Consider the following 22,370-nt stretch of genomic DNA (forward strand, 5'->3'; position numbering starts at 1 on the left):
CAAAACAGTTGAACCAAAATAAGCTACTATTCGTTTTTCTTTTTTTATGCATTACTTGCGTTTCATTTGCTCAAAATGCTCATATTAAAGGTGTTATTTTAGATGATCTCAATCGTCCCGTTGTTGATGTTAATATTACCTCTTTGGGCAATAGTACACGATCAGATGCTAATGGTTTTTATGAAATAGATGTGCCTTCAAGAAAAAAAACGTCGCTGATTTTTACTCATGTTTCATTAAAAATGATGAGTCTTACCATAAGTTTAAAACCGGATGAAGTTTTTGTTTTTAATCCTGTAATGAATAATTCTGAGGAGCAAATGGGAGAGGTTTTTGTGTCTTCAGGAAGTAAAAAACGTGTTCAGGGAATTACAACTGTTGATGCTGCTACCATTAAGAAAATTCCCGGAGCAAATGCCGGAATAGAAAATGTATTAAAAACACTTCCAGGCGTAAACTCAAACAATGAGCTTAGTACACAATATGCCGTTCGTGGCGGGAATTACGATGAAAATCTCGTTTATGTGAATGAAGTCGAAGTATATCGTCCTTTTTTAATTCGTTCCGGACAACAGGAAGGATTAAGTTTTACGAATACGGATCTGGTTCAGAATGTCGATTTTTCGGCTGGTGGATTTCAGGCTAAATTTGGAGATAAATTATCATCAGTATTAGATATTACCTATAGAAAGCCAACGCATTTTGGAGCTTCTTTAGAGGCTAGTTTATTAGGCGGGAGCATTTCTGTAGATGCCGTTTCTAAAAATAAAAAATGGTCAGCCGTTACCGGTGTTCGTTATCGAAATAATAGTCTGCTGGTAAATAGTCAGGATACACAAACGAATTACACGCCTACTTTTGCTGATATTCAGACTAATATTAATTATGATATTTCAGATAAATGGCAAGTAAGCTTTTTAGGGAATATTTCTCAGAACAAATATTTATATCAGCCTTTAACTCGCGAAACAAAATTTGGAACTATCGATCAGCCTATGTCGCTTGCTGTTTATTATGAAGGAAAAGAACGTGATCAGTATGACACTTATTTTGGTGCATTTAAAACCACTTATAAAGCTTCGTCAAGTTTGACTTTAAAATTTATTGGATCGCTTTTTCATACAATGGAAGAAGAGCATTTTGATATTTTGGCACAGTATCGTTTAGGAAATGTAGGCGAGGATCAAACAACAGAAGTTGATTTTACAAGAGGAATTGGTTCACAGCTTAATCATGCCAGAAATGATCTGGATGCATTAATAGCAAATGCAGAAATTAAAGGCTTTAAAGAATGGAAAAACGACAGCCAATTAGAATTTGGCTTAAAATATACCAGAGAATCTATTCGTGACAGAATTGTTGAGTGGGAGATGATCGATTCAGCCGGGTTTTCTATAAATCCTCCAATTGTTACTTTACCAACAAATAATCAGCCTTATCAGCCTTACACAGGACCTTTACTGCCTTATCAGGATATTCGGGCGACAAATTATAATACGATTAACAGATTTTCAGGGTATGCACAATACAATAAAAAATCAGAATTAGGATCTAGTCAGATTTGGTATAATGCTGGCGTGCGTTTCCAGAGTTGGGATGTTTCCGGTGCTGCAGTTGAAGGAAAAAATCAAATTGTTTTTAGTCCGCGTGCACAATTTGCCATAAAACCGGATTGGGATATGGATATGGTTTTCAGACTTTCGGGAGGATTATACCATCAACCGCCTTTCTATAGAGAACTTCGTGATCTGGATGGTGTTGTGAATCCAAATGTAAAAGCGCAGGAATCCGTACATATTGTTTTGAGTAATGATTATAATTTCAAGATGTGGAACCGTCCGTTTAAATGGGTAACGGAACTGTATTATAAATCACTTTCTGATGTAAATGTATATTCGATCGATAATGTCAGAATTCGATATGTAGCCAATAATAATGCAACAGCTTATGCACAAGGTTTAGATTTCAGGTTAAATGGAGAATTTGTACCCGGAACAGAATCCTGGATTAGTTTTGGATATTTAAAAACCGAAGAAAATTATGAGAACAAAGGATATATCGCCAGACCAACAGATCAGCGTTTGAAATTTGCGATGTTGTTTCAGGATTATATGCCTAATATTCCGAGTGTAAAATTGTATCTTAATTTAGTCTATAATACAGGTTTGCCAGGCGGATCTCCTGCGTATTCTGATCCTTATTTATATCAAAGCAGATTAAATGATTATCGTCGTGCAGATGTTGGTTTTGCAAAAGTTTTTATTGACAGCAGTACAAAAGTGCCAAAGGCAAAATGGTTAAAAAACTTCAAAGAATTATCTGTTGGATTAGAAATTTTTAATCTTTTCAATAATCAAAATGCAATCACAAATACATGGGTTCGCGATGTGTATTCTAAAAATCAATACGCAATTCCAAATTACATGACTTCAAGGGTTTTTAATGTAAAGCTAAATGCGAGACTATGATAAACGAACGCGAAAAAAGAAAAAGAATTTTTTACGTTCCGGGAATGATCTCTTTGGTTTTTATTCCTTTGTTTTGCTTTTATCATTTTTATAAAGTTGACGCTTTTAAGGACATTAGAACGATTGATGTTCACTTTCCTGAAGATTCTATTACCAAAGAATATTTGCTGTCTAAAAAAAGAAATTATCAGTTTTTTAATTTTAATAATTCTGAGAATTTAGAAAATAAGAATTTAAAAAATCTCCAAATTACTTTAAGAAAACTGAATCGTGTAAATGATACTATAAATGGAGTTCAAATTCATTTGGGCAATAAAATGACTTATGACGTTTATATTAAGATTCTGGATGTTTTTATGATCGAAGGAATTTCAACATATTTAAAATATAATGATGATTTTTTTGTTTTAATGTTACCCAAACCTAAAGTAAATAAAAATTCGCCCAAAATAGTTCCTATAAATTGTGGTTATTGGGAGGCAAATAAAGATTATTTTTTAAAAATGGAAAGGGAGCAGCAACTGAAAGATCTTTTAAGCTTGTATAAAAAATATAAGATTCTTTTTATGGGCTATATTGCAATCGTATTCCTTAATATCTTTGCTCTAGTAAAATTCAATAAAACGAGATAATACAATCAAAAATACTATATTTGATATCCTAATATAATTAGCGTACATGAAAAAATCCTTAACATATATAGCCTTAGCAATCATCGGAACATTAGCGAGTTGTAAAGATGAAGTTCAGAAACCGAAAGTAATTTATGATGCTGCAAACAAAACAAGTGTTGTATCTAAAACAGATTCTACGCAGATTGAAATCGCAGATTTGCCAATTCAGATGGAAGGAACGAATTATTTAATTCATCCTGTGGGAGATTTACGCGTTTTTGAGAAAGGAACGAAATCGCGTTACGGATCGTCAAGTGTGAATGATGTAAGCTTTACAATTTCGAATTTAGGTGAGTATGAAATTACAGGATATTTACAGAATTTAAAATTTCAAAAAGTAGATTCTGATTCGATCCGGCCTTTGACAGATAAACCGGCTTTGATTTTAACAGCTACTTATTTAAAGTCAGTTGCAGACAAAACTCAAAACCAAATTATGGTATATACCCTTGCAGATTCAGATACCAATAAAGATGGTAAAATTGATTCAGGAGATATTAAAACATTATATCTGAGTAATATTAGCGGAGAAAATTTCACGAAAATCTCTGAAGATTTTCAGGAATTAGTAGATTGGAGTTTGGTAGAATCTAAAAGCCGTTTATACTTTAGAACAATAGAAGATACGAACCAAAACGGGCAATTTGACAAAAATGACGTTTTGCATTATAACTACATTGATTTAGGCGCGAAAAAATGGGAAGTAAAGAGCTATAAACCTATTTAAGGTTCTAAGTTGCTAAGATTTGAAATCAATAAAAAAAAGCCCTTTAAAAAATTAATTTTTTAAAGGGCTTTTTTTTTACGGTTGATAAAAAGAACCGCAGGTTCTATAAATTTTGTAGAGCTGGACTTTAGTCCAGTTTAGGTTAGTATTTTAGAAATTATTTAAAATATGTAGTCAATAGGTGTAAATCCTTTTAATCTATGTAATCTGTGAAAAAAACTCAGCAATTTAGTATCTCAGCAACTTAGCATCTCTATATCAATATATCGCTTTCCAGATCAGATTTTTCAATTTCGAAATCAAAACCCAAACGTTCTACCAATTCGATTACAAGTTTTTTATACCAGTTTTCAGATTTTGGATGAATGTATATCTTCTCAATTAATTGCTTAAGATCGACATTGATTTTTAAACCGTCGTTTAGTTTTGTAATACTTTTTGAAGTGTCGGTAATAATACGAACTTCGCGTTCGTACTGAAAACTTTTTCGTTTAAACAAAAACGGAAAAAATAAATCATCAAACGGAATATATTCTTTTTTGTAATCGATATAATTGACTTCACCAATATACTGATCAAAATTATTCTCCGGATTTACTGCTTTTTGCAACCTGCCAATAGTCGACTGGATTGCTAATCCTTCGCTGTTTTGCGTGAAAATCTGCCACATGGCAAACGATTCATATTCGTTGATATGCCAGCTGCTTATGGCAACTTGTTCGCGATGGGTTTTGTAATAATTTAAAAAGTCAGGATTATCAATCGCAAGTTTTTTGATCTCCTCAAAAGTAGGTTCGCTGAAAGTTCCTTCGTACTGATCTTCGAATTTGTCAGATCGGGACATGAATAACTTCTTAGACATTAATAAATCAAGAAATTTAGATAAGTCCAAATATTTCCAAACAACAGTATCCGGATCATCGGGAAGCTTTATATTCTGACTGTTGAGATACATATTTTACATTTTAAGATTTATGCTAAAAAAAATAGCCACAGATTATAAAGATTAAAATGATTTTATTTCGTTAAAAAAAGAATCTGAGTTAATCTGTGTAATCTGTGGCTAAAAGTATATTCTTTTATTTACGATTCAAATGATTGCATAGTTACCAATTTATTGTAGGTTCCGTTTTGCCCAATCAATTCATCATGTGTGCCTTGTTCAACGATTTTTCCTTTTTGCATTACGACTATTTTGTCTGCTTTCTGGATGGTCGAAAGTCGGTGAGCAATAACAATCGAAGTTCTGTTTTGCATCATGTTTTCTAAAGCAACCTGAACAAATTTTTCGCTTTCAGTATCCAGTGCTGATGTTGCTTCGTCCAGAATCATAATAGGAGGATTTTTCAATACAGCGCGAGCGATAGATAAACGTTGCTTTTGACCGCCTGAAAGCTTATTTCCGCTGTCACCAATGTTAGTATAAATTCCTAAAGGCAATTCTTTTACAAATTCGAAAGCATTGGCGATTTTTAGCGCTTCAATAATTTCATCATCCGTAGCATCTAATTTTCCTAACGCTATATTAGCTTTTATTGTATCATTAAATAAAATGCTGTCCTGTGTTACCAATCCCATCAAACCGCGAAGCGATTGTAAATTCATGTCTTTAATATTAACTCCGTCAATAGAAATTGTTCCGTCGTTTACATCATAAAAACGAGTCAATAAGTTTGCAATTGTACTTTTTCCACTTCCGGATTGTCCAACAAGAGCAACAGTCTGACCTTTTTTAATTTGAAGAGAAAAGTCTTTTAAAACCGTTTCATCTTCATATTTAAAGTTGATATTTTGAATATCTATATTATCATCAAAAGTTGTTTTTTCGATTGCATTTTCTTTTGAAACAATAGTGTTTTCCTGTTCCAGAATTTCAAGAACACGTTCTGCAGCTGCATTTCCTCTTTTTACTCCATAAGAAGCTTTAGAAATTGCTTTTGCAGGAGTCAGAATATTATAGGCTAATCCCATGTAAGCGATAAATGAAGGGCCATCAAGAGTTTTTTCTATCAAAACCATTTGACCTCCATACCAAAGTAATATTGCAATTACAGTGATTCCCATAAACTCACTTGCTGGCGAAGCTAAGTTTTGGCGATTCCCGATACTATTTGATAATCTGAAAAAACGCTCAGTTGAATTTTGAAAGATAGAGTTGAAATAATTTTCAGAATTATATCCCTTTACCACTTTCAATCCGCCAATTGTTTCTTCAATGGTAGATAAAAAACTACCTTGTTCCTGTTGTGCTTTACTGGATTGTTTTTTTAATTGTTTTCCTATCAATGAGATAATATATCCGGAAACAGGAATAAAGATAAATACAAACAAAGTAAGTTTAGCACTGATAATTAACATGGCGCCTATTGTAAAAATAATAGTTAAAGGTTCTTTTACAATAAGTTCTAAAATTGCCAGGAAAGAAGTCTGAACCTCATTTACGTCAGCAGAAATTCTGGAGATAACATCTCCTTTTCTTTTTTCAGAATAAAAAGCCAAAGGCAGTTCGAGTGTTTTTTTATACAGTGCATTTCGCATATCTCTTAAAACACCATTTCGCAAAAAATTGATGAAAAACATCGCTAAATAGTCTGCTAAGTTTTTCAATAAAAATATCGAGATGATTAAGGCGACCATAATCGAAAGTACATACCCGGGATTATTAGGGTCTGTATGTGTTGTAATGTAATAGCTTAAATAGTTTTCTCCATATTCTTTTATATGGGTAAGTCCTTCATAAGTTGGCATTACATAGTTTTTCTTAGTTTTATCGAATAGGACCTGAAGCATAGGAATCAATGCCATAAAAGATAGTGTACTAAAAAGCGCATACAAAACATTGAAAAAGATGTTTAAGAATGCATATTTTTTATACGGAAATATAAAAGGAACTATTTTCTTGAAATTACTCATTTATTTGTGGATGTTATTTTCTGCTATTGCAATGGCTTTTTCCAGTTTTTCTAGCAATAATTTTTTTTCAGGTAATTGTGTTAAATAAGCCGAAACTTTGATTTGTTCATCGTTGTCAAGCATTAAATAATTAATTTGTTCAGGAGATTTTTCACTACACAAAATTAATCCAATTGGTTTGTTTTCGCCTTCTTTTTGTTCGTTTTTCTCTAACCAGCGCAAATAAAGTTCCATTTGGCCTTTGTAACCGGCTTTAAATTTTCCTAGTTTTAAGTCAATAGCAACCAATCTGCGAAGACCGCGATGATAAAAAAGTAAATCGATATAGAAATCTTCATCGTCAATTGTTATTCTTTTTTGACGGGCAAGAAAAGCAAATTCGCTGCCCATTTCAGTAATGAAATTTTGTAGTTGGGCTAAGATTGAACTTTCCAGATCTTTCTCTGAATAACTATTATGCAATCCTAGAAAATCTAAGAAATAAGGATCCCGAAAAGTTAAATCAGGACTAATTTGTTTCTCAGTCTTTAATAACTTCAGATCATTAATTATAGTTTCTTCGGGTTTTTTACTGATTGCCGTTCTTTCAAAAAGCATACTGTCAATGCGTTCTTGCAAAGTTCTCACGCTCCAGCGTTCGTGAATACTCATCTGGATATAAAACTCTCTTTTAATATTGTTTTCAATATAGATTAGAGTTCTGATATGAGACCAACTCAATTGTGCACACACTGTGTGCACAATTGTAAGGTCTTGAATTATAGTGTTTAACTTGATGAAACTATGTAGGTTTCTTTTGTTAAAACCAGTTCCGTATCTGATGGAAAGCTCTGTGCTTAAATTTTGAATTAATTTCTTGCCATAATCAGCACGATCATTTTTTAGAATTTCTTCATTGATCGTTTTTCCAATTTTCCAATACAAAAGCGTTAATTCCTGATTAACCGTTTTAGCAACAAAATGACGGCTCTGATCTATTAATCCAATTATAGAATCTAATAGTTCGGGTTGATCATTTGTCTCCGGTTTATCACTCATTATTTTTATTTCAATTGCATTCCTGCAATAATGTTTTGTATTTTTTCGTCCAAATAACTTTCTGCAGCGTCAAAATTAGCAACCGAATCCAATTCTGCATTTACACTAATATAGAATTTTATTTTAGGTTCAGTTCCGCTTGGTCTTGCACAAATTTTAGAACCATCTTCAGTATAATAAATCAATACGTTAGATTTTGGGATATCCATTTTAGATTCCTCACCAGTCAATAAATTTAAAGCAATAGAAGATTGATAATCTTCAACCATAATTACACGTTGTCCGCTGATTTCTTTTAGAGGGTTTTCACGTAAATCAATCATCATCTGAGTGATTTCCTGTAAACCTTCCATTCCTTTTTTGGTTAACGAAACCAGGTATTCTTTATAGAATCCGTTCTCAACATAAAGTTGTAAAAGTTCTTTGTAGACAGAACTTCCAGCCGCTTTTGCCTGAGCTGCAACTTCGCATATTAATAAAGTAGCTGCAACAGCATCTTTATCTCTAACGGCGTCACCAACCATAAAACCAAAGCTTTCTTCACCGCCACCAATAAATTCGAGTTCCGGGAAATCTTTGATCATTTTGGCAATCCATTTAAAACCGGTTAAACCAACTTTGCATTCAACGCCATAACTTGTCGCTAATTCCATCATCATTGGAGTCGAAACAATAGTTGAGCCTACGAATTGTTTTCCGTTGATTTTGCCTGCTTTTTTCCATTGTTTCAATAAAAAAGAAGTCATTAAAATCATGGTTTGATTTCCGTTAAGCAAAATCATTTTACCATCATTATTTCTAACGGCAACACCAAGGCGGTCACAATCAGGATCAGTTCCTACAACAATGTCGGAATTTGTTTTATCTGCCAGAGCCAAAGCCATAGTCAAAGCCTCAGGCTCTTCAGGATTTGGAGATTTAACTGTTGGAAAATCTCCATCAGGAATCGCTTGTTCAGGAACGATATGTACGTTTTTATAACCTGCTTGCGATAAAGTATCAGGAATAGATTTTATCGAAGTTCCGTGCAATGACGTAAAAACAACATGTAAATTATCTTTGGCTTCGGCCGGAGTATTAAAACTGGCGTTTTCTATAGATGATTTTATAAAAGCTTTGTCAAGTTCAGTATCGATATATTCAATCAGGCTTTCGTTTGCGTTGAATTTAATTTTATCGTAATCTAAATTTTCGATTACATTGATAATTGCAGCATCTTCCGGCGGAACAATTTGTCCACCATCTTGCCAATATACTTTATATCCGTTGTATTCCGGCGGATTGTGTGAAGCTGTAAGTACAATTCCGCATTGGCAGCCTAAATGCTTAAGGGCAAAAGACAATTCAGGAGTTGGACGTAAATCCGAGAACAAATAAACGTGAATTCCGTTTGCAGAGAAAACATCAGCTACAACTTTTGCTAAAGTGTTGCTGTTATGACGACAATCATAAGCGATAACTACTTTTAAAGGCTGATTAGGGAAAACCTCATGCAAATAATCAGACAATCCCTGCGTGTTTTTTCCAAGTGTATATTTGTTGATTCTATTGTTTCCAACACCCATAACACCGCGCATTCCGCCAGTTCCGAATTCCAGGTTTTTATAAAAACTTTCTTCAAGTTCCTTTGGCGACGTAGTCATTAATTCCTTAACTGCAGCTTGTGTATCGTTATCAAATGTTGGGGTCAGCCATTCGTTTACAGCATTCAAAATATTAGGTGCTATATTCATCATTCGTATATTTTTATATTTTAAAATAATAATTTTCAGGAGCTATTTCCTGCTGTCATTCCAATCTTTTTTATCCGCCGCGGCGTATAAAAAAGGATTTTCCCTTCCATCAGGGCTAGGACTTCACGTTAAAAATTAACCTCTCGGGCTACTTTATAACGTGCTTCATTGCTTTTGGTTCTCAAGATAATCTCGCCAAGAAAACCTGCAAGGAATAATTGAGTTCCTAAAATCATGGTAGTTAAAGCAATAAAAAACCAAGGATTACTGGTTACAAGGCTATATTTCATTCCGTTATACATATGGTATAATTTAGATATACCAATATATCCGGCTGCTAAAAACCCGATAATAAACATTAATGAACCCATCGCACCAAATAAGTGCATTGGTCTTTTTCCGAATCGGGATAAAAACCAAATTGTGATTAAATCCAAAAAGCCGTTTATGAAACGTTCCATTCCAAATTTAGTTTCACCATATTTACGGGCCTGGTGAATCACTACTTTTTCACCAATTTTACCAAAACCGGCATTTTTTGCCAAAACCGGAATGTATCGGTGCATTTCACCAGATACTTCAATGTTTTTTACAACCGTATTTTTGTATGCTTTTAATCCGCAGTTAAAATCATTCAATTCTACTCCTGAAGTTTTTCTTGCTGCCCAGTTAAAAAGTTTAGACGGAAGATTTTTTGCCACAACAGAGTCGTAACGTTTCTTTTTCCAGCCCGAAACCAAATCAAATTTCTGGGCCGTAATCATTTCGTATAATCCTGGAATCTCATCCGGACTATCCTGCAAATCCGCATCCATAGTAATAATAACATCTCCTTGCGCTTTTGCAAAACCAGCATGCAACGCCTGTGATTTTCCAAAATTCTTCATGAAACGAATTCCTTTTACATTAGGGTTTTCGTTAGAAAAACTTTCAATAATATTCCAAGAATCATCTGTACTACCATCATCTACAAAAATGATTTCATAAGAGTAATTATTAGATTGCATCACTTTAATAATCCACGAATAGAGTTCTTTTAGTGATTCCTCCTCATTAAGAAGCGGTATAAGTATAGATAGATTCATTTATATTTTTATTCTTGTGTAGTAGTTTTGCTTTTAAAAAATGCTGCGAAAATTAATCCAAAAATTGAACTGACAACAATCGCGAAAACAGATCCTTTAAGTAATTCTAAAGTAGAATATGGATTTGTTTCTTTCATTTTGTCGATAGTTTCATTAATTGCAGAAGCCGGTGATCCAAATTTTTGCATCATAGTGGCCGTATATTTAATGATCAATTCGTTCAGAGTATCTTTTGCTGCCGGGTCAATAAAATTGAAAAGGATAATATTAAAAAATGTAGAAATCAGAATTCCAATTACTGCAGCTATAAAATAAGTAGTAAAAGCTTCTTTAAAAGAAAAAACTCCTCTTAAATCTTTCTTGGTTTTAGAAAGTAAAACGATACATATAGTAAGGTTAATAGCCAGACTCAAAAGCCCGATCCACCATGACGTGAATAAATTTAAATCAATCGCATATATAGTACTCGTAACTAATGCAGATGCAATTCCAATCATTACACCATAAGTAATACCATTCTTTTTTATAACTTCATTAATCATATTTCTATATGTTTTAAAATTAATCCACAAATATAGCAATTCCCAATATATTGAGAGACAAAAAAAGCTTTTTGAATTTAACTAAAAAAAAGTGGGCTAAACATTTGTATATTAAAAAAGAATTGTAAATTTGCAAACTCAAAATAAATTAAATTTTAAACAAAAAAAGAGTATCCTTTGTTTACACCTTTTTCTAACCATGAAAAAGCTTCAAAATAAAAATGCTCTAAACAATAAATAAAAAGAAAAGATGAAAAAAGGAATTCACCCAGAAAATTACAGATTAGTTGCATTTAAAGACATGTCAAATGACGAAGTTTTTATCACTAAATCTACTGCAGATACAAAAGAAACAATTGAAGTTGACGGAGTTGAGTATCCAGTTGTAAAAATGGAGATTTCTAGAACATCTCACCCTTTTTATACTGGTAAATCTAAACTTATCGATACTGCAGGACGTATTGATAAATTCAAAACTAAATATGCAAAACACGTTAAAAACTAATAACTGTTTTTATTTATACAAAAGCCTTCCAATTTGGGAGGCTTTTTTTATGGATTTAAAACGTCAAAAATATAATACTTAAATAGACGAATCTATGTTGCGTGATATCTCTATCTTTGAATAAAATAATTTTAAAGACAATCAAATGGAGTCACTTATAGCTGTTTTTGAAAAACTGGAACTAGAGATGCATCATTTTGAAAAGTTTAATAATGAACTTCAGTTTAAAGTTTTAAAGAAAAAAGAACATTTAATTCAGGAAGGTTTTGTTTGTGAATTTATTGGAATAGTAAAATCTGGAAAACTTCGATCGTATGTTCAAAATGATGGAGTTGAATATAATAATGATTTTTATCTTGAAAATAGTTTTGTGACAGCTTATACAAGTTATTTAACTCAAAGCCCAACAAACTGCAACATTGAAGCTCTTGCTGAAACTGAAATTATGTACATAACTCTTAAAAAGTTTAATCAATTAATTGAAGATGATTTTGCATTTTTAAAGCTGGCAAAATATATTTCGGATATTTTTTTTATTAGAAAATGCAGGCGAGAAACCTCTTTTCTGAAAAATTCTGCAGCCGAAAGATTGGAAATGCTCTATAAAACACATCCAGGAATAGGGCAACAGATTTCTCAATATCATATTGCTTCTTATCTTGGAATTAAACCCGAATCGCTTAGCCGAATAAAACTCTTAACATACATCAATAAATAAATGTTGATTTAGATTCAATTTTGTACTTCAATAATCAATTAATATTTGAAGTATGCCAGCAATTAATCTAAAAGTCAGTGGTCAGGAAAATCCTGCTTTGGCAAAAGAGTTAGTACAGACTATTAGCAGTCTCACTAAAGAAATCCTAAATAAAAAACCAGAAGTCACTGTTGTAACAGTATCTTTTATACCAGATTATCTTTGGTTTATCAATTCGGAATCTTTAGCCGAATTAAAGAAAAATAGTTTCTTTCTGACTATTAAAATTTCAGATTCCACAAATTTAAAAGATGATAAAGCAAAGTTTATAGAAGCTTTGCATAATTCTTTGGCTTCAATAATATCGAATCTTCATCCTGTAAGTTATGCCGCAATAGAAGAAATGAAAGCCGATGCTTATGGATATGAAGGTCTTACAATTGAGTATAAAATTATTAAGAATAAAATTTTAAAAGTTTAATTAAATGAAAAAAATCAACATCTTGACATTGATATTTTTAACAGTAATACATTGTTATGGACAACAAAAAATGGAGAATAAGAAAAAGATTTTTGCTATAATTGATTCCTACTCAAAAAGTGTAATCGAAAAAGATTCTATTGCATTTTATAGTTTGTTTAATGAAGATCATGTAGTTTGGTGTGCGGCTGATAAAGACCGAACCCGGACTAAAGAAATTGAGGAAAAAGGAGAGGCTAAATCCGGGAGTAATTATTTTTCAGGATCTTACAAAGGTTTTCTAAGAGGCTTATTTAACTATAAAACAACCGAAGACAAATTTGATAATATTAAAATTATAGAAGACGGAACCGTTGCTTCAGTAGCAATGGATTATAGTTTTTGGGCTGATGGAAAAATGACTAATTGGGGGAGTAAATATTTAAATCTTATTAAAAGAGATGGTAAATGGAAGATTACAAGTGTAATATATTCTATAGAATTGGTTAAATATTTTAAACAGCCCGATCGTAAAAGCAGAAATAAATAAAAGCGGCTATTGAGTTTACTGTTCTAAATTGTATTTGCCGGATTTTCTTTTGTTGTCATAAGACATTTAATTGCACAAAATAAAATATTCGTAACTTTGGACCTGATAACCAAATCAGATTTTAACAAGTACCAAATATTTTTATTTATGAATTACATTCTTTTTGACGGTCCCGTCCGGAATGCACTATTACCTTTTACGTTTACAAGACCTGTTGCTGATATCTTAATTGGAATCATGACGATTCGCCAAAAATGGGAAACGCGTTTAGGTTCGACCATAACAACTATTACCGAAGATTACCTTTCTGCCAAATTCCCGATGGTTGAAATGGAAGAAAACGTAATGATCAATGCGGCATATTTACCAAATGATACGCTTGCAGAATTAGTTTCTGATTTAAAAGAAAATCAGGCAATCTTTAAAGGTGATGATGTAATTGCTTTTTTTACCAATGAAAATCAGGAAGAAGTAGATTTTGATTCGTACGAAATTATTCAATATAACGGAGATGCCTTGACTGTAGAGCATACTTGGGATATTTTTTCGAAAAATGATGCTGCAATTCGCGAAGATTTTATTTATTTGACAGAAGACAGAAAATCACAGCCAATCCCAAAAAGTGTAAATGTTATTGCATCCGAGAATATTTTTATTGAAGAAGGTGCAAAACTGGAATTTGTAACTTTAAATGCTTCAAACGGACCTATATATATAGGTAAGAATGCCGAGATTATGGAAGGAACCGTAATTCGTGGTCCTTTTGCTTTATGTGAAAATGCTCAGGTAAAATTAAACGCCAAGGTTTACGGTGCAACTACAGTTGGTCCGGGATCAAGAATTGGAGGAGAAGTTAAAAATTCGGTTCTTTTTGCGAATTCAAATAAAGGGCACGACGGATTTTTAGGTGATTCGGTTTTAGGTGAATGGTGTAATATTGGAGCCGACAGTAATAACTCAAACCTGAAAAATAATTACGAAGAAGTAAAATTATGGAGTTACGAAACAGAAGGTTTTGCTAAAACCGGACTTCAGTTTTGTGGTTTAATGATGGGAGATCATAGTAAGTGCGGAATCAATACCATGTTTAATACCGGAACTGTAGTAGGAGTAAGCGCCAATATTTTTGGCAGTGGTTTTCCTCGCAATTTTGTACCAAGTTTTTCTTGGGGCGGAGCAGCAGGTTTTACGACTTATGTAACCAAAAAAGCTTTCGAAACTGCAAAATTAGTAATGGGAAGACGAAACATAGATTTCGATGAAACAGAAGCAGCAATCTTAGAACATATTTTTGAGGAAACTAAAAAATGGAGAAAAGATTAATTAGATAATTAGTCAATTTGAAAATTAGATAATTTAGCAAACCCGACAAGTTTTTAAAACCTGTCGGGTTTTGTATTTTTAATTAATTATTTATCGATTTTAATAAAATCTCCTTTTAGGTTGAATTTTAATTCTAAACCATTGGTTAGTTTTGTTTCGTAACCGGAAGATCCTAATTCTATTTTGATTATTTTTTCTTTGCGGAAATTTGTTTTTATATACGAAGCGACTTTTTTCGGGATAATAGACGAAGGGATTTTAGAGCCATTCCCATCTACTTCTTTCCAGTTTCCTTTTTTGTCAAATTCTATTTCCGTTTTATTATCAAACTGAACTTTGTATTCTGTAGAGAGAATTTCTTTGTCTTCTAATATATAGCTCGGCTTTTTTGATCCAAAGTGGGTCTTCAGGAAAGTTTGTGCGTTTGCCGGTAAATTTTCCTTTTTAATTACAGTTTTTTGTGCATTTGCAGAAAGTCCAAATATTAATCCTGCAATTATGCTGGCTGCCAAATTTAATTTCGTTCTCATTTTTTCCTGATTTTTAATTATTATACAAGATAAGGCTAAAATTTTAAAATATGAAAAGACTATTGCTGTTTCATTCGTTACGATTTAGATGTTATTCGATTCATATATTGTCTAATTAACACATTTTCAAAATTATCTAATTTTCAAATTGGCACATTATCTAATTAAATCTATCTTTGCACCACGAAAAAAACAGGTGGTCAACTAAACGATTAACCGATTAAACAAATTCACAGAAACTAATGATTACAGTTAACGATATTTCGGTTCAGTTTGGTGGAACTACATTATTTAGCGATGTTTCTTTTGCTATAAATGAAAATGATAAAATTGCCCTTATGGGTAAAAATGGTGCGGGAAAATCGACACTTTTAAAAATAATTGCAGGTCAGAGCAAACCTTCAACCGGAAGTATTTCGGCTCCAAAAGAAGCTGTTATTGCTTATTTGCCTCAGCATTTGTTGACAAAAGATGGTTCTACTGTAATGGAAGAAGCATCTAAAGCTTTTGGTGAAATTTTTAAAATGAAAGCTGAAATCGACGAAATCAACGAGCAATTAACCGTTCGTACAGATTATGAAAGTGATGCTTACATGAAATTGATCGAAAGAGTTTCTGACTTAAGCGAAAAGTTTTATGCCATCGAAGAAGTAAATTACGAAGCTGAAGTTGAGAAAATATTAGTTGGTTTAGGTTTTGAGCGTGAAGATTTTACACGTCAGACTTCTGAGTTTTCAGGAGGATGGAGAATGCGTATAGAATTGGCAAAGATCTTATTGCAAAAACCGGACTTGATTTTACTGGATGAGCCTACCAATCACATGGATATCGAAAGTATCCAATGGTTAGAAGAGTTTCTGATCAATTCAGCAAAAGCAGTTGTAGTAATTTCGCACGATAGAGCGTTTGTAGATAATATTACTAATCGTACTATCGAAGTTACAATGGGAAGAATCTACGACTATAAAGCAAAATATTCTCATTACTTAGAATTGAGAAAAGATCGTCGCGTACACCAACAAAAAGCATACGATGAGCAGCAAAAAATGATTGCTGATAACAGGGCATTTATTGATCGTTTTAAGGGGACATTCTCTAAAACTGATGCAGTTCAGTCTCGTGTGAAAATGCTTGAGAAATTAGTTATCGTACAAGTTGATGAAGTTGATAACTCAGCATTGAAACTTAAATTCCCACCTGCAGCACGTTCCGGACAATATCCGGTTGTGGTAAAAGAACTTTCTAAATCCTATGGTGATCATGTAGTTTTTAAAGACGCTAATGTTGTGATTGAAAGAGGTGAGAAAGTAGCTTTTGTAGGTAAAAATGGAGAAGGAAAATCGACTATGATCAAAGCGATCATGAAAGAAATTGGTATTGATGAAGGAAGTGTTGAAATTGGTCACAATTCTCAAATTGGATATTTTGCTCAAAACCAAGCTTCATTATTAGATGAGAATGCTACGATATTCGAAACTATAGATGCAATTGCTGTTGGAGATGTTCGTACACAAATAAAAAATATTCTTGGAGCGTTTATGTTTCAGGGTGATGATATTACTAAAAAAGTAAAAGTACTTTCAGGAGGAGAAAAAACACGTTTGGCAATGATTAAATTATTGTTGGAGCCTGTTAATTTATTAATTCTCGATGAGCCTTCGAATCACTTGGATATGAAGACTAAGGATATTATTAAAGATGCATTACGCGATTTTGACGGGACATTAATCCTGGTTTCTCACGATCGTGATTTCCTTGACGGATTAGCAACTAAAGTATTTGAGTTTGGGAACAAGCGCGTAAAAGAGCATTTTGAAGATGTAGCAGGATTTCTTGCACATAAAAAAATGGATTCTATGAGAGAGATTGAAAAGTAATTTTTTCTACTTTAAAATATAAAGGTATAAGTTAGTTCTTATACCTTTTTTTGTTTTAATGAATATTTGTAATGAAATTTTAATGCAGATTTTTTTTACAATATGTTTATATTTTTCTTAATTTGGTAAGATATTTTGTAGGGTGTGTATGTTTTTAAACCTGCCTAAATAAAACTATGCGCTAAAGTCTCATTTTTATTTTTGACATATATGAATCGGTCTTCCCTAATAAAAATTCTTTTTGTCTTTGTGTTCATGCCATTTTTGGTTCGTGCTCAAAATGAAAATCAAAAGACAACCGATTCTGAAAGTAGTGTAAAGTATCCTCAGTTTCAGTTTAAAGGGCTTTTGCAAGCCAGGTATTTAGAAAGTTTTGGTGAAAATGTTGATGTCCTGGGAGTTCATCATTCTACAGGCGAAGTAACTCAAAGCTCATTTGATATCAAACGAATGCGTGTTGGCCTTAATACTAAATTAAGTGAAGCTACAGAAGTGGTGATTTTGGTAAACCTTGCTGATTTTAAATCAGATCCAAAAAGTAAGGTTCTTGAAAATGCTTACGGAAAATATACTTTCAATAAATATATAGCCTTAACAGGTGGTCAGTTTCGTCCCGCATTTGGTATCGAAGAATTAGTTCCGGTAGATATCATTAAATCATTTGATTTTTCGAATCAATATTATGAGTTTGGAAAAAATGGATGGACAAGTTTTCAAATTGGAGCTTCTGCGTCCGGAGCTTTTGATATTGGTAAAATCCCTGTGAGTTATGCTGTTTCGGTTTTGAACGGAAACGGAAAAAATCAGGAAATGGATAACGACAATGGAAAACAATATTCGACAAGATGGGTTTTTGAATTGTCGAAACTGCATAAAATAAATTTAGGGCTAAATGGTGGTATCGGAAAAAGATCAGATCAAAAGGTATTTGCTTTGGGAGCTGATGTTACCAGTGACTTTAAGCTTACTGACAGGTTTACTTTTGATTTGCAAATAGAATATAAACAAGGTACGAATCATAGTCTTTATTTTTCTTTACCAGCTGATACCAGAACTTCTAATGTTGATGATTATCAAATGCGTGGTGTTTATTTCTTGCCTAATTTAAGGTATGTTGTTGATTATAAAAAATTGACTTCGCTGGAATTGTCCTGTAGATTTGAATCTTTTGATAATAATTATAAGATAAATTCGAATGTACGAAAAACGTATACGCCAATGGTAAGTCTTGAATTTGGTAAAGCATATTTAGGACGCATAGAAATGGGATTTGAAATAGACCGATACGATAAAAATATTCCGGATACCTCTTTTTATAATGATGATTTATTCTTGATTCAGTTACAGCTCAGACTTTAATTTAAAATTAATTTTTATGAAAGAAGTAAAAATTCCTCAATCGCTTATAACACTTGCAATTGGAATTGCAATTTGGTTTATTCCTGCTCCCAATGGCGTTGTAATTGAAGCATGGCATTTATTCGCCATTTTTGTAGCTACTATTTTAGGAATTATTCTAAAGGCCGCGCCTATGGGTACGATGTGTATGATTGCAATTGCCTTAACTGCATTTTCTCAGGTCTTGGCGCCTGGTGAAGCTGGCAAGTCGATTACACTGGCATTAAGAGGCTTTGGTGATAAAGTGATCTGGCTTATCGGAATTTCGTTTTTCATTGCCAGAGGTTTTATCAAAACCGGTTTAGGAAACAGGATAGCTTTTTTGTTTATTAGGATATTTGGTAAAAGTTCGCTTGGTCTCGCTTATGGTTTAGGTCTCGCAGATTTAGTTCTGGCTCCTGCAGTACCAAGTAATACGGCAAGAGGAGGAGGGATTATTTATCCTATCATGAAATCGATGTCAATGAGTTTCGGCTCAATGCCGGATCAACCGGAAACCCATAGAAAATTAGGAGCATATCTTACTTTGAGCAGTTATAATGCGAACCTGATTGCTTCGTCTATGTTTCTGACCGGAACTGCAAGTAATCCTATGTGTCAAAAATTTGCCCTTAATCTGGGAATTAAAATAAGTTGGATCTCTTGGGCAACTGCAGCAATAGTTCCGGGTTTGGTGGCGTTTTTTGTAATTCCGTTTGTGTTGTATAAAATTTATCCCCCGGAACTAAAAAAAACCGGAGATGCTCCGCAGATTGCGGCTCAAAAACTAAAAGAAATGGGCGCAATAACCCGCAATGAATGGATGATGCTGTTTACTTTCTTTATTTTGCTATTTCTCTGGATGACAGGAGATTTATTTTCTATTGATGCTACAACTACTGCATTTATTGGCTTGGTGATTTTGTTGCTTACTTCTGTTTTAACCTGGGAAGATGTAAAAGCCGAAAAAGGTGCCTGGGATACAATTGTTTGGTTTTCGGTTTTGGTAATGATGGCCAGTTCTCTTAACGAATTAGGATTTATAGGTTGGTTTAGTAACTTGGTAAAAGCTGAGATTGGCGGACTAAGCTGGCAAATGGCTTTTCCTATTATTATATTAGTGTACTTTTTTAGCCATTATCTTTTTGCAAGTGCAACCGCACACGTTGCTGCAATGTATGCGGCTTTGCTTGGTGTAGGTGTTTCGCTTGGAATTCCGGGATTGCTATTAGCTTTTATGCTTGGTTTTGTAGGATCACTTTACGGAACATTAACACATTATGGTCACGGGCCGGCACCTGTTTTCTTTGGGAGCGGCTACGTAGATTTAAAAAGCTGGTGGGTCAAAGGTTTAATCACCGGATTAACAATGTTGCTTATTTACATGGTTATCGGTGGATTATGGCTAAGACTTATAGGCTATTTTTAAATTCTGATTCCTGGAGGAAGTAATTCTTTAAACTCAGGATTCTTTTTGATAAATAATACGATTCTGGGATGAATGGGCATTAATCTAAATTTCTTTTCAATGATAATTTCCATGATGTTTTTAAGTAGTACATCAATTAAAGCTTGATTTTCAAAACCTTCAGGAGTGTTGATTTTAGTTAGGAAAATTTTCTTTTCCTGAAACGAATATTCAACAGTAAGTAATCCTTCAGGGACCATGGTTTCAAATTGTCTTGCAAAAGTGTTGTCTTTGATTTCCATAGTTTCAATAGGTTCCATATTAGTCATGTTTTGGGGGATTGAATTAAAAAAAATAATAGAAAAAGAACGTTAAAATATCATCTAAAGAATCTTTAAAAAGATTATTAAATAATGGTAATAATGACTACAAAGGTAATCAATTGATTCTCAATATAAAATTATTTTTTGAACGCCTAAAGTTGTCTTAATTTTATATGCCTTTTGTAATTTTAGTTGGTTTAAAAAATAAATATGGTGTAAGATTTGCAGTGCATATTGCTAAAAAAAGTATTTTTAGCTTAAAATTAAGCGCTGTAACCATAATCACTTTTCTAACAAATGAGTAAAATTCCTGTATATTTTATGCCTGGTCTGGCGGCTAGTCCGGCTATTTTTGAAAGAATCAAATTAGATGAATCTGTCTTTGAGGTATGTTTGCTGGAATGGGAGATTCCGCAGCCAAAAGAAGCGTTGACTGATTATGCCCTTAGAATTTCGAAAAACATTAAACATGATAATCCGGTTTTAATAGGGGTTTCTTTTGGAGGAATTCTGGTTCAGGAAATCGCTAAACATATAGAAGCGCGAAAAGTAATTATTATTTCGAGTGTAAGAAGTAATGCCGAATTTCCGAGAAGAATGAAAATAGGTAAAACTACAAAAGCCTACAAACTGATTCCGATGAAGTTAATTTTGAATATCGAAAATCTTGCAAAGTATTCCTTTGGAGAAAAAATCAATAAGCGAATTAAATTATATGAGAAGTTTTTAGCAGTTCGCGACCTTAAGTATTTGCAATGGGCTGTTGAATCGGTTATTTTATGGAATAGGAATGAAATTGATTCAAAGGTAGTTCATATTCATGGCGACCAGGATGATGTTTTTCCTATTAAGTATATTAATAGTTGTATTGTAGTAAAAGGAGGAACTCATATTATGATCCTGAATAAATATAAATGGCTGAATGAGAATTTGCCTTCGATTATATTGGAAGAATAGTTTTTGATTTTTTTCAGGTTTAAAGTTTCAGGTTTCAGGTTTTGATCTCGATAACTTTTGTCAAAGTATAGTAAACCCGACAGGTTTTTAAAACCTGTCGGGTTTCGTTGTGTAATCTTTGCCTGTTAACTAGTGTGATTTTGTTCGTCGGTTCACTATCGCTCGGGTCTCATTTATCTAAATTACAAAATTGGGACGATGCTTCGACTCCGCTCAGCATGAAAATAAAAAATCCCAAATTCTAAAAGAGTTTGGGATTTTGATATTTTGATGTAAAGAAGTTTAGATTTTCTTCATTTGTTCTTTCATCATTGTGATTTGCTCTTTCAGCATTCCTTGTTTGTCTAATTTCTTAGCTTCATTCAATAAATTGGTTGCTTCAAGTTTTCTGCGGCGTGACATAGCAACTCCGGCAAGGTTTAATTTTGCTACGGCCAAATCCATATCCATTGATAGTCCAAGTTCGATAGCTTTCTTAAAATGTTTCTCTGCCTGATTGATATTAGTCTGAGATAACATGATTCCGTGAAGGTAATTAAAGTATCCTTGTTGTTTTCTAACTAAGGCTGCTTCGGGGTTTTTGATGTATGCCAGCCATTTTTTAGCGCCTTCAAAGTCTTGTTTTCTTAATTTAAGGAAGGCTAAAAGGATAAATTCATTTTTAAAGTAAAGAAAAATTGGAATTGCAGTTAGTAAAATAAGGAAAATTCCATTCCCGATATTACTTTCTGTAAATTGGTAAATGCCTGCTACTACAAGAAGTCCGGCCAAAATAAGTTTAATATTTTTGTGAAACATAATAGATGTATATTTGTGATTGCAAAGATAGTAAAATGAATTAAAAATATTTTTATAAAACTACTTGCGAGAAAAAAAAGTCTTTGTATATTTGCACTCGGTTTTGGAACAACGATATTCAAAATAGAAAAAACAGAAAATAGACACCATTTTAAAGATACAAAGCAATGAGCAAAAGAACATTTCAACCATCGAAAAGAAAAAGAAGAAATAAGCACGGATTTATGGACAGAATGGCTTCTGCGAATGGAAGAAAAGTTCTGGCGCGTAGAAGAGCAAAAGGAAGACATAAATTAACTGTTTCTAGCGAGCCTAGACACAAAAAATAATGTTTGTATAAACATACATAAGGCGATTACTTTTTTAGTATCGCCTTTTTTTATAC

The 22,370-nt window shown here is 33.0% G+C and carries 22 protein-coding genes; 13 read left to right on the forward strand and 9 right to left on the reverse strand.

Annotated elements, in window-relative coordinates:
• The first annotated feature begins 8 nt into the window (after positions 1 to 8).
• The 3 genes from BXU01_RS16830 to BXU01_RS16840 are packed head-to-tail and all read left to right on the forward strand — an operon-like array spanning position 9 to position 3,869.
• Complete coding sequence (locus BXU01_RS16830) at positions 9 to 2,468, forward strand: TonB-dependent receptor plug domain-containing protein (protein ID WP_083694246.1); 2,460 nt, start codon at positions 9 to 11, stop codon at positions 2,466 to 2,468.
• Positions 2,465 to 3,100 carry a hypothetical protein gene (locus tag BXU01_RS16835; protein WP_083694247.1) on the forward strand — a complete coding sequence of 212 codons (636 nt, stop codon included), beginning with the start codon at positions 2,465 to 2,467 and terminating at the stop codon, positions 3,098 to 3,100. Before BXU01_RS16830 ends, BXU01_RS16835 begins: the two co-directional genes overlap by 4 nt.
• Positions 3,101 to 3,146: 46 nt before the next feature.
• Entirely contained in the window at positions 3,147 to 3,869 is a 723-nt protein-coding gene (locus BXU01_RS16840; protein ID WP_083694248.1) for a hypothetical protein, read from the forward strand.
• A 253-nt stretch (positions 3,870 to 4,122) separates the two neighbouring features.
• On the opposite strand, the gene BXU01_RS16845 is transcribed toward BXU01_RS16840, so the two are convergent.
• The 6 genes from BXU01_RS16845 to BXU01_RS16870 all read right to left on the reverse strand — a co-directional run bounded on the left by BXU01_RS16845 (position 4,123) and on the right by BXU01_RS16870 (position 11,180).
• On the reverse strand, positions 4,123 to 4,824 hold the full coding sequence (locus BXU01_RS16845) for a DUF2971 domain-containing protein (RefSeq protein WP_083694249.1): 702 nt from the start codon (positions 4,822 to 4,824) through the stop codon (positions 4,123 to 4,125).
• Between the two features lie 128 nt (positions 4,825 to 4,952).
• A complete protein-coding gene (locus BXU01_RS16850) occupies positions 4,953 to 6,782 on the reverse strand; it encodes an ABC transporter ATP-binding protein (RefSeq protein WP_083694250.1) in 1,830 nt (609 codons plus the stop codon).
• Positions 6,783 to 7,820, reverse strand: a complete 1,038-nt coding sequence (locus tag BXU01_RS16855; RefSeq protein ID WP_083694251.1) for a YhcG family protein — start codon at positions 7,818 to 7,820, stop codon at positions 6,783 to 6,785.
• 5 nt (positions 7,821 to 7,825) lie between these two features.
• Complete coding sequence (locus BXU01_RS16860) at positions 7,826 to 9,553, reverse strand: phospho-sugar mutase (protein ID WP_083694252.1); 1,728 nt, start codon at positions 9,551 to 9,553, stop codon at positions 7,826 to 7,828.
• A gap of 128 nt (positions 9,554 to 9,681) precedes the next feature.
• The gene (locus BXU01_RS16865) at positions 9,682 to 10,638 is read right to left on the reverse strand and encodes a glycosyltransferase family 2 protein (RefSeq protein WP_083694253.1); all 957 of its coding nucleotides are present in this window, start codon (positions 10,636 to 10,638) and stop codon (positions 9,682 to 9,684) included.
• 8 nt (positions 10,639 to 10,646) lie between these two features.
• Complete coding sequence (locus BXU01_RS16870; protein ID WP_083694254.1) at positions 10,647 to 11,180, reverse strand: DUF4199 domain-containing protein; 534 nt, start codon at positions 11,178 to 11,180, stop codon at positions 10,647 to 10,649.
• A 250-nt stretch (positions 11,181 to 11,430) separates the two neighbouring features.
• On the opposite strand from BXU01_RS16870, the gene BXU01_RS16875 reads away from it, so the two are divergent.
• From BXU01_RS16875 to BXU01_RS16895, 5 genes are all read left to right on the forward strand, one after another.
• Entirely contained in the window at positions 11,431 to 11,685 is a 255-nt protein-coding gene (locus BXU01_RS16875) for a type B 50S ribosomal protein L31 (RefSeq protein ID WP_029272307.1), read from the forward strand.
• 145 nt (positions 11,686 to 11,830) lie between these two features.
• On the forward strand, positions 11,831 to 12,403 hold the full coding sequence (locus BXU01_RS16880; protein ID WP_083694255.1) for a Crp/Fnr family transcriptional regulator: 573 nt from the start codon (positions 11,831 to 11,833) through the stop codon (positions 12,401 to 12,403).
• Positions 12,404 to 12,455: 52 nt separating this feature from the next.
• Positions 12,456 to 12,863, forward strand: a complete 408-nt coding sequence (locus BXU01_RS16885; RefSeq protein WP_083694256.1) for a 4-oxalocrotonate tautomerase — start codon at positions 12,456 to 12,458, stop codon at positions 12,861 to 12,863.
• Positions 12,864 to 12,867: 4 nt separating this feature from the next.
• Complete coding sequence (locus BXU01_RS16890) at positions 12,868 to 13,392, forward strand: nuclear transport factor 2 family protein (protein WP_083694257.1); 525 nt, start codon at positions 12,868 to 12,870, stop codon at positions 13,390 to 13,392.
• A gap of 147 nt (positions 13,393 to 13,539) precedes the next feature.
• Positions 13,540 to 14,715: a GlmU family protein gene (locus BXU01_RS16895; protein WP_083694258.1), complete on the forward strand. Its 1,176-nt coding sequence runs from the start codon at positions 13,540 to 13,542 to the stop codon at positions 14,713 to 14,715.
• A gap of 86 nt (positions 14,716 to 14,801) precedes the next feature.
• On the opposite strand, the gene BXU01_RS16900 is transcribed toward BXU01_RS16895, so the two are convergent.
• Positions 14,802 to 15,245, reverse strand: a complete 444-nt coding sequence (locus BXU01_RS16900; protein WP_083694259.1) for a PepSY-like domain-containing protein — start codon at positions 15,243 to 15,245, stop codon at positions 14,802 to 14,804.
• 242 nt (positions 15,246 to 15,487) lie between these two features.
• Between BXU01_RS16900 and BXU01_RS16905 the strand changes: the two genes are divergently transcribed.
• The 3 genes from BXU01_RS16905 to BXU01_RS16915 all read left to right on the forward strand — a co-directional run bounded on the left by BXU01_RS16905 (position 15,488) and on the right by BXU01_RS16915 (position 19,928).
• Positions 15,488 to 17,122 (forward strand): ABC-F family ATP-binding cassette domain-containing protein, encoded by a 1,635-nt coding sequence (locus BXU01_RS16905; protein WP_083694260.1) that lies wholly within the window; start codon positions 15,488 to 15,490, stop codon positions 17,120 to 17,122.
• Between the two features lie 255 nt (positions 17,123 to 17,377).
• Positions 17,378 to 18,481, forward strand: coding sequence for a porin (locus BXU01_RS16910; protein ID WP_123774089.1), 1,104 nt, complete (start codon positions 17,378 to 17,380; stop codon positions 18,479 to 18,481).
• 16 nt (positions 18,482 to 18,497) lie between these two features.
• On the forward strand, positions 18,498 to 19,928 hold the full coding sequence (locus BXU01_RS16915; protein ID WP_083694262.1) for an anion permease: 1,431 nt from the start codon (positions 18,498 to 18,500) through the stop codon (positions 19,926 to 19,928).
• On the opposite strand, the gene BXU01_RS16920 is transcribed toward BXU01_RS16915, so the two are convergent.
• On the reverse strand, positions 19,925 to 20,236 hold the full coding sequence (locus BXU01_RS16920) for a GNAT family N-acetyltransferase (protein WP_255373788.1): 312 nt from the start codon (positions 20,234 to 20,236) through the stop codon (positions 19,925 to 19,927). The two genes, BXU01_RS16915 and BXU01_RS16920, sit on opposite strands and share 4 nt — an antisense overlap.
• Before the next feature lie 291 nt (positions 20,237 to 20,527).
• Between BXU01_RS16920 and BXU01_RS16925 the strand changes: the two genes are divergently transcribed.
• Positions 20,528 to 21,187 carry an alpha/beta hydrolase gene (locus BXU01_RS16925; protein WP_083694263.1) on the forward strand — a complete coding sequence of 220 codons (660 nt, stop codon included), beginning with the start codon at positions 20,528 to 20,530 and terminating at the stop codon, positions 21,185 to 21,187.
• Positions 21,188 to 21,469: 282 nt separating this feature from the next.
• Here BXU01_RS16925 and BXU01_RS16930 read toward each other — a convergent pair whose 3' ends face one another.
• Positions 21,470 to 21,985 carry a hypothetical protein gene (locus BXU01_RS16930; RefSeq protein ID WP_055091846.1) on the reverse strand — a complete coding sequence of 172 codons (516 nt, stop codon included), beginning with the start codon at positions 21,983 to 21,985 and terminating at the stop codon, positions 21,470 to 21,472.
• A 167-nt stretch (positions 21,986 to 22,152) separates the two neighbouring features.
• Here BXU01_RS16930 and rpmH point away from each other — a divergent pair, with 167 nt between their 5' ends.
• The gene (rpmH, locus tag BXU01_RS16935; RefSeq protein WP_008464848.1) at positions 22,153 to 22,314 is read left to right on the forward strand and encodes a 50S ribosomal protein L34; all 162 of its coding nucleotides are present in this window, start codon (positions 22,153 to 22,155) and stop codon (positions 22,312 to 22,314) included.
• Positions 22,315 to 22,370: the final 56 nt, after the last annotated feature.

This window comes from [Flexibacter] sp. ATCC 35103, from assembly GCF_001975985.1.
In the GTDB taxonomy this organism is placed as follows: Bacteria; Bacteroidota; Bacteroidia; order Flavobacteriales; family Flavobacteriaceae; genus Flavobacterium.